General features: G+C 29.7%; 10 protein-coding genes. 9 read left to right on the plus strand and 1 reads right to left on the minus strand.

Annotated features, from left to right (window positions below; all coding sequences use genetic code 11):
• Positions 1-352: 352 nt before the first annotated feature.
• Positions 353-2272 (minus strand): glycoside hydrolase family 97 protein, encoded by a 1920-nt coding sequence (locus OLM57_RS03495; RefSeq protein WP_264565854.1) that lies wholly within the window; start codon positions 2270-2272, stop codon positions 353-355.
• A 383-nt stretch (positions 2273-2655) separates the two neighbouring features.
• Between OLM57_RS03495 and OLM57_RS03500 the strand changes: the two genes are divergently transcribed.
• From OLM57_RS03500 to OLM57_RS03540, 9 genes are all read left to right on the plus strand, one after another.
• Positions 2656-3294, plus strand: coding sequence for a phage integrase SAM-like domain-containing protein (locus tag OLM57_RS03500; RefSeq protein ID WP_264565855.1), 639 nt, complete (start codon positions 2656-2658; stop codon positions 3292-3294).
• 60 nt (positions 3295-3354) lie between these two features.
• Complete coding sequence (locus tag OLM57_RS03505) at positions 3355-3909, plus strand: tyrosine-type recombinase/integrase (RefSeq protein ID WP_264565856.1); 555 nt, start codon at positions 3355-3357, stop codon at positions 3907-3909.
• Positions 3896-4627, plus strand: coding sequence for a hypothetical protein (locus OLM57_RS03510; RefSeq protein WP_264565857.1), 732 nt, complete (start codon positions 3896-3898; stop codon positions 4625-4627). Before OLM57_RS03505 ends, OLM57_RS03510 begins: the two co-directional genes overlap by 14 nt.
• 65 nt (positions 4628-4692) lie before the next feature.
• Complete coding sequence (locus OLM57_RS03515; RefSeq protein WP_264565858.1) at positions 4693-4974, plus strand: helix-turn-helix domain-containing protein; 282 nt, start codon at positions 4693-4695, stop codon at positions 4972-4974.
• Positions 4975-5142: 168 nt separating this feature from the next.
• Positions 5143-5898, plus strand: coding sequence for a hypothetical protein (locus OLM57_RS03520; protein WP_264565859.1), 756 nt, complete (start codon positions 5143-5145; stop codon positions 5896-5898).
• A gap of 197 nt (positions 5899-6095) precedes the next feature.
• Complete coding sequence (locus OLM57_RS03525) at positions 6096-6950, plus strand: ATP-binding protein (RefSeq protein WP_264565860.1); 855 nt, start codon at positions 6096-6098, stop codon at positions 6948-6950.
• On the plus strand, positions 6925-7971 hold the full coding sequence (locus OLM57_RS03530; RefSeq protein ID WP_264565861.1) for a DUF3871 family protein: 1047 nt from the start codon (positions 6925-6927) through the stop codon (positions 7969-7971). The genes OLM57_RS03525 and OLM57_RS03530 overlap by 26 nt, the downstream gene beginning before the upstream one ends.
• Positions 7972-8052: 81 nt before the next feature.
• Positions 8053-10059 (plus strand): ATP-binding protein, encoded by a 2007-nt coding sequence (locus tag OLM57_RS03535; protein WP_264565862.1) that lies wholly within the window; start codon positions 8053-8055, stop codon positions 10057-10059.
• Positions 10056-11072 carry an HNH endonuclease gene (locus OLM57_RS03540; RefSeq protein WP_264565863.1) on the plus strand — a complete coding sequence of 339 codons (1017 nt, stop codon included), beginning with the start codon at positions 10056-10058 and terminating at the stop codon, positions 11070-11072. Before OLM57_RS03535 ends, OLM57_RS03540 begins: the two co-directional genes overlap by 4 nt.
• Positions 11073-11177 lie beyond the last annotated feature (105 nt).

An 11177-nucleotide genomic window follows, 5' to 3' on the forward strand; every position in this document is an offset into this window, starting at 1 on the left:
AATTTTATTTTAGAATTGGTCCTATTGAAAATATTTTTATTGCCTGGTGTAATTGAAATCTAGCAAAAAAATAAATTTGTTTTAACATTTCAAATATAATTATTTTTAATGACCATTATAAAAATAATCTGTCAGAAAGATGTTGAATTTCCTCTTAAATTGGTAAATTTTTTCATATTATAAGGTTTGAAGCTTTTACATTGTTAATTATTAGAGTTTTACAGAAAAGAAATAGGATAGTAACTCACCTAAGATTAATTATCAAAATCAATAAATGCCAGTACAACAAAATAATAACTTTATTGATATACTGGTATTACCAACCTAATTAAACTTCAACTATTTCCACTCATTAAATCTTTACAACAAACCCTCCATTGGGTTCCATTGTTACTTTGAGCTTTTTGTTTTTGGTGATCATTTGTTGTTCAAAACCTTTCCCATTTTCTAAAATAATATATCCCGACTCATCGGTTACAAATGACAAATCAAGTTCTATTTCTTTGACTTTATTTTCTCCATTGATTCCAACGATATGCCAAACGTTGTCTTTTTTTCTGGCCATAACAATGAACCTTCCAGGGTAACCGTCAATGAATTTGGAATCATCCCAATTGGTCGGAATGTCCTTTAGATAGTCTACCACATATTTAGGCATTTTAGCCATACCAACAGGCGTCTCTGCAATATGCTGAATCCCGGACAAAAACAAAACAGGCAAAGCCAACTCAAAAGCGGGTGTTGTTTTGCGCTTGATGTTCGGGATAGAATCCAATACCATAGGCGTAAAATCCATTGGATCAAAAACATTTCGGGCAAAAGGAAGCATAGCACAATGGCTAGGCTCCAAATCGGCAATTTCCTGAAAAAACGTAATATATTCTTGTCCTTTCACAGCCTCAGTAGACAATAAATTGGGGTACGTACGTTGCCATCCTCTAGGTAACGTCGCCCCGTGAAAATTAATCATCAATTGATGTGCCGCTGCATCTTTTAAGATCGCGTGGTAATAGGCAATCATCGATTGACCGTCACCTCCAAAAAAATCGACTTTGATTCCCGCAATACCTATTTCCTTAAGTTTTGAAAATTCTTTGTCTCTATCATCGTGGGTTAGTAATTTCCCTTTTGGATGATATTCCGTACTGTTCCAAGACCCCGAGGAATTGTACCAAACCAATAGCTTTACGTTTTTGGTTGCGGCGTAAGCTACCAATTCCTTCATTTTGGTATCACCAATTCTGGTATCCCAATCGGCATCAATCAGGCAATACGGCCAATTCATACTGGATGCATAATCAATAAACTGCAAAGTAGTTTCAAAATTAACCGAGTCGTCTTTTAGCAACACCCAACTCCAAGAAGACAATCCACTTTTGATAAAAGAAGTATCCATAGGAATCGCAGGATCGGCCAAATCGGTTCCAAGCGTGCTTTCTGTAATCGTTTTCAAAGAACCCACAGTAATAATTCGCCAAGGCGTGTACCAGGGCAATTGCGATTCCGGATTAAGAGCGCCGTTGGGGAAAATCTCTTCTTTTTGAGGAAAGGTAACTTGTAGTGCTTTGGAGATATCATTATAAACCAATCGGCTACCACAGTAGTTATCCTGCAATCCAGTTTCGGTAATCAAAACCCAAGCATCATTGGCATTGAACAAAGCCGGATACACCCACCCTTGTCCAATCGCTGGCTTTGTATTTACAGGAACGCCTATTGCATAATGCTCTTCGTATGACGGATTGGTTTCTTTCCATCCCGTTTTGGCTTTAGACATGGGTTGCAACCACGCTTTTGCGGTCGCATCAAAATTATAGGTAGTTTTCTCTTCCGTAATTTTCTTGATATCATTCGAAGTTTTAGGAAAATGGTAACGCAAAGCAATTCCGTCATGGGAAAGCTGAAAAATAATCTCCATCGCTTCTCCTATTTTGTTTTGCAAGCTTACTATATATTGATTGGCAGCATAACTGATGTTTTTTCGTTTCCCTTGGAGCATCGAATAATTGGACGTTACCGGTTTGGCTTCAGATACGTTTACAATCTTCATATTGGTATAAAAATCGGCATCTTCGCGAATAATCCCAAGCTCCGAATTGTTGATGACCAATTTATTTTTAAAAAAAACTTTATAGAAAGGTGTTTTCTTTTGGGTTAGGTTAAATTCAATTTTTATAGTTTTATCTGAATTGAGAAACGAATAATTGGCAGTTTTTTCAGCAAATGAATATAATGAAAGAGTCAAGCAAAGGATGCAGCAAATTTTTTTCATAATTATAAGTGTTTATTTTACACTTACAAGTTTACGACAAAAAAACTATAAATAATGCTACAGGCGAAAAATTATGATATTGAATTAGAAATACTTGGAATTTAAAAAAAAGAGAAAGTGCAAACAAAAAGAAACTTCCTAAAACCAAAAAAACCGCTTCTTTCGAAGCGGTTTTTGTACCCGGAGCCGTAATCTTTAATATCCAAAACTAAAAATCGTTGTAAGTCATCATAACATTAAAAACCTCTGCGTTTACAATATATTAGATGATATTATCCATTAAAAAATGGTTTTGATTTTTGAATTAGATTTAACCAGATTTACTCCTACCATACAAAACCCGTACAGATTATAACTTTGTATTGCACTAAAGCACATTTACTATGGCAACAGTTAATTTTTTGTACAGGTCCACTAAAAACAGTGGTGATTTAACTCTCAGATTATTATTTAGAAAATTTGGTGATGATATTATTATTGGCGCAAATTCAAGAATTACAATAGAAAAAGTATTTTGGAAAAAGCAATTAAATCAAAAAAACCTAAAAGACATCAATCATATTAATGATCAAACTAAGTATAAAAAGATAATTAATGATTTATCAGTACATATTCTTAACCAATTAAAAAAAACAGATTTAAATATAGTTAATAAAGAATGGCTACAACACCATATTGACATTTTTTATAATCCGGAAGAATTACAACCAAAAGTTCCAGTATTTTTAACAGATTATTTTGACTATTACATCGAATTATTAATAACAAATAGAAACACTAAAAAAAAATTAGTTACTACAAGAAATAAACTTACCATATATGAGAAAAAAACAAAAATAAAATTGGCTATTGAAGAATTGAATAATTTCAAACTACATACATTTAAACAATATTTGACAGATTTAAAATATAACCAAAATACAATTATAGGTGATTTAACAAATATTAAAACTATTTGCAGACATGCAAAAACTGCCTTAAATGTTAATGAGGAAATCTTTAATTGGTCTTTAAAAAAATAAAAAATAAAAATTGTATATCTTAACTTTGATGAAATAAGAAAAATTCAAGAAGTAAAGGATTTGCCAGATTATTTAGACAATGCAAGAGATTGGCTAATCATTAGTTGCTATACTGGGCAGAGGGTTTCTGACTTTATGAATTTTGATAAATCAAAAATTAGAATTGAAACTAATTCAAAAGGAAAAAAAGTCTCCTTAATTGAATTTACTCAAATGAAAACAAAGCAAAATATCGCTTTACCTTTGCATCCTGAAGTAGTTAAAATTTTGAATAAAAGAAAAGGAGAATTTCCTAGACCAATATCAGATGTAAATTACAACAAATACATAAAGTTAGTAGCCCTAAAAGCAAATATAAATGAGTTGATGGAAGGTTCTAAGTTAGACGGCAGTATTAATAGAAAAGTTAAGAAAGTTTATACAAAAGACGAACTTGTTACTTCTCATATTGGCAGAAGGTCATTTGCAACTAATTACTACGGAGTTATACCAACACCATTAATTATGAGTGCAACTGGGCATCAATCTGAAAAAATGTTTTTAAATTACATCGGAAAAAGTCAAACAGACAGAGCTAAGTCATTATCTAAATATTTTTACCATGAAGTTTTCTAAAATTATAAAAGAACTAGAAGAAGAAGAAATAAGACTTATAGACGTCTTAAGTATCGACCCTATTGAAGATTATAATTCTGAGGATCTTAAAAGTTTGTATGTAAATGTTATTGATAAAGAAGGGTATATAGCTGCTTTAAAAGAGAATATGAAGCAGCTATCAAAAAAAGTATTTGAAGCAAGTAAAGTTGAAGTCCAATATTGGGCGTACTGCCCTTATAATGTATACAAACTTACTTACAAAAGCCGTCTAAAAGATACAATCCTCAATGACAATAATGATATGTTTGATGAAACAAACTTTATTGATAGTGAGATTTCAACCCTAAATTTATTGTCAAAAAGTGATTACTTAAATTTTTACCATCCTGATTTAAAAAAACCTATAGTAAAAAAATTAAGGTTCTTAGATGTTAGAAAAGAGGAATTAAATATTCATTTAAAAGAGGAACTAATAGATTTAAGTGAAACTACTGGGGAAGAAAAAATAGTATTTCTTCATAAATTAGGGGTATTGGATTTTTTGAAAAAACAGTCCCCTTATAATACCTCCACAAACAAATTAGCAATTTTACTTTCTGCAATAACTGGCGTGAGCTCAACGACTCTCCAACCATATCTTAACCCTATTTATAGTCCAGAGTCATCCCAAACGAAAAATCCACTCAAAAAAATCAATGTTATAGAGAGAGTTGAAAAAAAGCTTTCCATAATCTAGTTTTTTTTAGACCAAGTCTAAAATTAACCTAATGCTATTTGCAGCCAATTTTAAATCTATTAAATATGGCAGATGCAATTATGGTACATAATCTAGATGTACACCAACTACAAGAAGTAATCATTTCAACTTTAAAAGAACAGTTGAATGATGTATTTGAGGCTCTAAAAAGAGAAAAAAACGAAACTCTTTTAACTAGAGAAGAAACCTACAAGTTACTAAAAATTAACTCAACAACCTTATGGTATTGGACTAAAGCAGGAAAGCTTAAGTGCTATGGCATTGCCAATAGGAGGTATTATAAAAAAAGTGAAATACTTGAGTGTTTAACTCTTTTGAAAAGTTAAGTCAAATAACAATTAAAGTCTTTAGAATCTAAAGATTTTAATGGGGATCCTTCAGAATTTTACTGAATTAAAAACAACCATTACCATTTTATTCAGATTAAGTTTTAATAAAAATCAATTTAAACTGAATAATAATTAAAATGAAAATGAATATTAAAATTTATTATTATGATTGAAAAATTAGGATATGGGTATATAGACCCTGCAACTTATATAGAAAGAAACGAAGAAGTAGAAGAAATAGATGAAGTAGATGATGATATTGAAACAAAAATAACTGATGTTCCATTATATGATTTGTCATTAACAATTGAAGAGAATTTTAGAGATGGAATCCAAATAAAATACATCTTGCTCCCAATAAAAGCAAATGGAGTTCAATATGAAAATAATTATTCACCACTTTTAAATGCCGGAGCAAAAATAGTCATGAATGCTGAAAAATTTGAAGAAAATTCAGAATATTTAATGGATTTCATAGTAATTGATTATGATACAATGTTTGGCTTGAGATTATTATCATTTCAAAAATACAATAGTGATTTATTTAGTTGTGATGAAAGAGTTTTTTTTGAAACATTACTAATCAAATTTCAAAGGTTTGGTTTTATTCCTTTCTTTATTTCGTACACAACTATTGAGAAAGAATTGGGCATTAAAAAAAATAGGGCGATAACAATATCTAAAAAATTTAAAGAACTTGGATTTTTAAATACTGAAATACAAACCAGCAAAATAGATGATAGACCATCTCAAGTAACATACTATCATATTAATGCTTCTAAAATAATAGAACTATTGCCAAAAATATACATCAAGGAACATTTGGATGTTATTGGGAGAGATGTCGAAAAATACCTTGCACCTGCAATAGCAAAAATAAGATTACCCGATAACTACGATATCTCAAGTATTATGCAATAATCAAAAAAGGAAGGCAAAAGCTTTCCTTTTTTGATTGCACAACCCATCAATGGAATCCTTTCAATAAATATAAAATTTTATTATAATTTATAATTTTATTTATGAAATTTAAGTATGTGATAAAGATTCTCTTTTATTAGAGGAATTCCATTGATGGTATTCGAAATGACTGAATTTAACCTTAAAAAAAAGAAAAAATGGAATTAAAAAAATCAGAAAGAAAAAAAACCAAAATCAAAATGGCTTTACAAGCACCTAGTGGGTCGGGGAAATCTATGAGTGCAATTTTATTAGCGCAAGGATTATCTAAAGGAGATTTAACCAAAGTAGCTGTAATTGATACAGAAGCAGGTTCAAGCAATCTCTATGCTCATTTAGGAAACTATAATGTCCTGAGTTTAGAAACTCCACATTCACCTGAAAGGTATATGGAAGCAATAGATGTATGTATTAAATCAGGGATGGAAGTTGTCATAATTGATAGCATATCGCATTGCTGGGATTTTCTGCTTGATTATCATGCTTCTCTTACTGGTAACAGTTTTACCAATTGGAATAAGGTAACTCCTAGGCAGAAAGCTTTTGTGGATAAGATATTGCAAAGTGATGTTCACATAATATGCACAATGAGAGTTAAACAAGACTATGTTTTAAGTGAGAGAAACGGCAAAATGGTTCCTGAAAAAGTAGGTTTAAAAGCTATTCAACGTGATGAGATTTCTTATGAGTTTACAATAGTTTTTGATATTGATTACAAGCATTTTGCAACAGCATCAAAGGATAGAACCAATTTGTTTGAGGGTAAACCACAGTTTATAATAAGTTCTGCTACAGGCAGAAAAATTCTAGATTGGTGTAATAGTACAATGACAAAAGGAGAACTTCAAATTAAAGTTACAGAGTGTAATACAGTTACGGAATTGACTGAACTATACCACAACAATGCAGATATAGCAAAGACTATTGAGCAAGATTTTGTTGCGAAAAGGAATTTACTAAACAATTTAACCTCTAATATTTCTTCAAATGGAAATGGAACTCATAAAAGTTAGAACAGAGCAGGAGCATATAGAAAAAAATCATCCAGCACAAGCACTCTTAGCCCAAGAAGAATCATTTATTGACATGAGTACACAACGAGTAGCACCTATTATAAAATCTCCTTTCATTGAGGCTAACACAGAAGAAGTTAGCCTTTTGCATTTAAAGGAAAAATGTGTAATACCTGTTTTTACAAAGGATAATGAAACAACATTATCCCATCAAGAGTTTATTGATGTTGCCTTAAACTGTGTGACGAGGTTCTTTCCAAATCAAATAATTGACGCTCCAGAAATACGTGTATCCCACCAGATTAAAGGAAGGACACCTGACGCGCTTTATATAGCTGCAAAAGAATTGCTTGAACATCAGCGTACATCATACTTTGAAAGAATGGCTTTTATTATAAGAGTTCCGGGAATTAAAGCAAATATAAATGGGAATGATTTAGCATTAACAATCGGAGGAGTAAGAGCTTACAATATGGAGAACCTTTACAACAAAAAAACCTTTGAAAAATTCAAGTTCTTTATTGGATTCCAAAATATGGTTTGCTGTAACCTATGTGTTTCCACAGATGGTTACCAAAGTGATATTAAAGCAATGAGTTACGTTGACCTAGAGGATAAAATGCTACAAGTTATTCAAAATTATAATGCACAAGAACATATTAACTCTATGCAAAACTTACTTGATTATTCCTTGTCTGAAAGGGATTTTGCTCAAATCATTGGTAAAGGCAGATTGTATAATTATCTCCCTAAAAAGGAAAAATCCTTGTTACCTGAATTACTACTTAATGATGGTCACCTTTCTACAATTGCCAAAGATTACTACCAAGACGAAAGTTTTTGTAGAAATTCTAATGGCGATATTAATATGTGGGAGTTTTACAATCTACTAACAGGAAGCAACAAAGCTTCCTATGTAGATACATTCCTTGACAGAGGAGTTAATGCCTTTGGCTTTGCCACTGGTGTATCAAAAGCACTAAGTGGTAGTTCTACCAACTATTCTTGGTTTTTGAGTTGATTATTAGGGCTATTTATTTAGCCCTAATAATTATTTATTCAATTGAAATACCTTACTTTTAATCCATATTAAAATATAGAAATGGAAAATTTTAGAGTTATTGGGTTAAAAATAGAAGATGGTTGTAATCCGAAGATACATAAAGTACTAGAGCCAAAAGTTATTTATTATTTCTACACAGATATCAAAATAGATGAAAAATCGGAAGAGATAACTATTAATAATAAATATTGTAAAAACTTGTATGAACTTCCGAATGTTCATATTAACATTTCAGCAATCGCGGGTAAAAATGGGAGTGGTAAAAGCACAATAATCGATTTGTTATTTATGATTATTAATAATCTCTCATATGTAAATAAAGATTTTATAGATCAATTAGATTTTATAGAAGGCTTACAAGCATCATTATATTTTGAAACAGATAATTTTTATAAACTTGTAATAAAAGACGATACTTTTGAAGTTTTTAAATACACAGATAACAAAATTTCTGAAACGGCAGAAACTGACTTTGAGTTGCATAAACTTTTTTACACTGTTGCAATAAATTATTCACAATATGCACTGAACTCATTAGAAATAGGGAATTGGATAGGTGGATTATTTCATAAAAATGATGGCTATCAAATACCAATTGTCATCAATCCAATGAGAACTGAAGGAAATTTCGATATTAATACAGAAAATAATTTAGCTAAATCCAGGCTTATTACTAACTTGGTAAGACCAGTAAAAGACGGAGATATTAATTTTAGAATAATAAGTGAGAATCTCATTGCTAAGAGATTGAAATTAACTTCTAATAATAGAAACCTCCACGATAAAATACTTTATACTAAAATAGAAAAAAGTAAAGAAAGAGCTAATGGGAAAGAATCTTTGAAGGAATTAAGAATTAATGTAAAATTAAATGACTTAAAAATCGATTTAAATTTAATTTTAAACAAGATTAGTGAGGTTTATGATTTTAAAATTTCCGATTTAGGAGTTTATGAATATGAAGACATAATTAATCCTATTTTAAAGATAAGCCTTGATTATTTAGTGTATAAATTAGTAAATATAGCTTTAGTTTATCCTAATTATTCACATTACTTTGATAGAGAAACAAATTCATTTGTCAATGATAAATTTGAATCTTATTTGAAAGAACTTTTATTTGACGATAAAAGTCATATAGGGTTTAAAATAAAGCAAACACTAAATTTTTTAAAATACCACCATTATAGTTTGACAACACAAAGTCTAACATTTGATAGTATTACAAAAAAGATAGATTTACTAATTAATAATTCTAAAAATGATTTAAAAGAAGAAAATAGAATAGAATTGATTCCTCCCCCTATTTTTAAAACGGAAATCATTTTGGAAACTATTAAAGGGGATAAAGAGACCGTCGAATTTCATACATTGAGCTCCGGTGAAAAACAATTGATTTATTCTGTAAGTTCAATCTTGTATCATCTTATAAACTTAGACTCAGTTGGTAAGGGCATTAAGTATAGTAATGTAAATATCGTTTTAGATGAAATTGAATTATATTTTCATCCTGATTTTCAAAGAAAATATATAAAGTATATTTTGGATAGCATTAGTGTTATCAAATTTAACAGCATAAAAAACATTAATTTTTGTTTCATAACCCATTCTCCATTTATATTATCAGATATACCAACATCAAATGTTATGTTTTTAGAATTAAATCAAGAGAAAAATAAGTTTACAGAACAAATTAGGGTATTAGCAAATACATTTTCTGCTAATATACATGATTTATTAGCTCAGAGTTTTTTCTTGAAAAATGGGTATATGGGAGAATTTGCAATATATAAAATTAAAGAAGTAATCTCAAAACTTGATATTATAAAAAAAGATAAACAAAATATCAGTGATGCATTGCTTAAAGAGGAGTTAATTAAGATTAAGGATGTAATTGATATTATTGGTGAGCCAATATTAAGACAAAAATTAAATGAACTTTTTGACGAATCAACTATAGATTACGAATCAACTGAAGACAAAATAAGTAGGTTGGAATTTGAATTATCTCAAGCAAAAGAAGAACAAAAAAGAACAAATTCATGATTAAGATAGAAAAAGGCTATAGTAGTATAAAAAATAAAGCAGTTACTCTTGACGACCTTGCATTGGAACATTATAATAGACTTGTGACAATTGTAGGAAATTATAAAATTACTCCATTAAATAAATTATGCGAAGAGCTTGATGAAGAACGATTAATAGCTATACGACCACTAACGAAAGATATTCAATTAAAAATTGATTTTCTAGAGAAAGTAACCAATGCGAAAGAATTTGAAAAATTGATAATTTCTCCTTTAAGCGATTTTGACACAATAATAGCAGATTATGATAGATTTAAAACCTTGTTTGAAAATAAAAAATATAAGAGTTATTTAGACATCTTTGGATACTCAAGGATACGAAAATTAAGAATGATGTATGTTTTTGCTCTGGATTTAGGCATTAAGACATGTCCTTATTGTAATAATCATTACGTTTTGACAATAAAAAAATCAAAAAAAGCTAATCTTCATTTTGATCATTTTTATTCAAAAAGTAAATATCCTTTTCTCTGTTTATCGTACTATAATCTTGTGCCATGTTGTGCAGTTTGTAATACTACTAAGAGTGATAAAGATTTTAATATCAAGAATTATATACACCCTTATTTTGATTCGATTAATGATAAATTTGATGTAGTAACAGATAAGCACACGATAATAGATATGATTTTAACGGGGAATCGAAAGTTTGAAAGCTTATCAGTAGAATTGAAACCTAAAAAAGGGCATGAGGATTTAGTTAATAGACACGATACAGTTTTTAATTTAAAAGAAGTGTATAATGAGCACAAGGATGTTGTTTTTGAAATATATTCAAAGCAATATATTTATACTGACAGTTTTATAAAGTCTTTGAAGGGTTCGTTTTCAAAAGAATTTTCAGAAAGTGAAATTGAAAGGTTTATTCTAGGAAATTATACATTAATAGAAGAAATAAATAATAGACCTTTAGCAAAACTAATGCAAGATATTTATAAGGAGGCTCGAATAGTAAAAGCAACTAAAAAATAACCAGTTATAAACAAGGCATAGGTAAGGTGTCTTTTGACAAAGTGTTCTTAGAAAACAAATAATTATAAGTAGTAAGATGAAAATAGTTTGAATTGAGAAAACCCA

Source organism: Flavobacterium sp. N3904 (assembly GCF_025947305.1).
Classification (GTDB): domain Bacteria; phylum Bacteroidota; class Bacteroidia; order Flavobacteriales; family Flavobacteriaceae; genus Flavobacterium.